1 protein-coding gene and 1 pseudogene are annotated in these 786 nt (G+C 39.8%); one reads left to right on the top strand and one right to left on the bottom strand.

The annotated features are described in order from the left end of the window. Nucleotides 1-74 (top strand): annotated as a pseudogene (locus EXA13_RS16630) (type II toxin-antitoxin system RelE/ParE family toxin); the annotation flags it as partial. A 148-nt stretch (nucleotides 75-222) separates the two neighbouring features. Here EXA13_RS16630 and EXA13_RS16625 read toward each other — a convergent pair. Continuing rightward, nucleotides 223-693, bottom strand: a complete 471-nt coding sequence (locus EXA13_RS16625) for a hypothetical protein (RefSeq protein ID WP_001249002.1) — start codon at nucleotides 691-693, stop codon at nucleotides 223-225. Nucleotides 694-786: the final 93 nt, after the last annotated feature.

Raw genomic sequence — 786 nt, 5'->3', positions numbered from 1 at the left:
CAAAGGAAGATGATTTTATCCTAATCGTAGCTGTATTGGGGCAATCTCAATTACCACAAAATCACCTGAAATAATATGGTGTAGATGCTTTATATTGATAAGCTAACGCCGCATTAAGGGGCAAGCAACGCAAACAGCTGAACTCAAACTAACCAGCCGTCACCTCAAATGCTCACCCAAAACAAAAGTGCCACGCGTTGATTGTCCCTCTTAAATGCTTTGTTAGGCAAAATTTCTAACGCTCAACTCGTAAGTTGTAAATCTATTACCCAACATCTTTGTTGAAAACACTCTTTGAGACTTTCTACGCAAGAAATCGTACTCTGGACGCGTATGCAGTAAGTGGATATATACCATCTCGTGACCATAGTTTCGAGACCAAGTCATAAGTGACTTAAATACCTGCTTACCAAGCCCCCAACAACTATCATCGAGAACCATAGCAATTTCAAAGCCCAACTCCGACGACTGAATACCACACCAACCAACTAAGTTTTCATCTAACTCTATAGCTCTTACTTTACAACCTTCAATTCGGTCTTCGTTGAGTTTATCCTTAATCCAATACTTCACTGACACAGAATCAAACTCATCGTGAGCAACTAGATGCTTTCGAATACTTAACTTGTTTAATATTGGGAGAAATTTTTCAGGCTCAATTTCATCGAGATGAACATATCTAATTTGTCTCATTAGTCACCCATTTTGCCTAACGCCCTGTTAAGGTGTGAACAACGCAATACCGATGCTACCGCATACCACCTTAAACACTGAAACCAACGCATA

The organism is Vibrio cincinnatiensis (assembly GCF_022113815.1).
Lineage (GTDB): Bacteria > Pseudomonadota > Gammaproteobacteria > Enterobacterales > Vibrionaceae > Vibrio > Vibrio cincinnatiensis_A.
The sequence above is the reverse complement of the archived record's forward strand: the minus strand, read 5'-3'. Positions and strand labels throughout refer to the sequence as shown.

Excerpts from the sequence above, each read along its gene's own strand:
- EXA13_RS16625 (WP_001249002.1), bottom strand. The coding sequence starts at position 693 with ATGAGACAAATTAGATATGTTCATCTCGATGAAATTGAGCCTGAAAAA.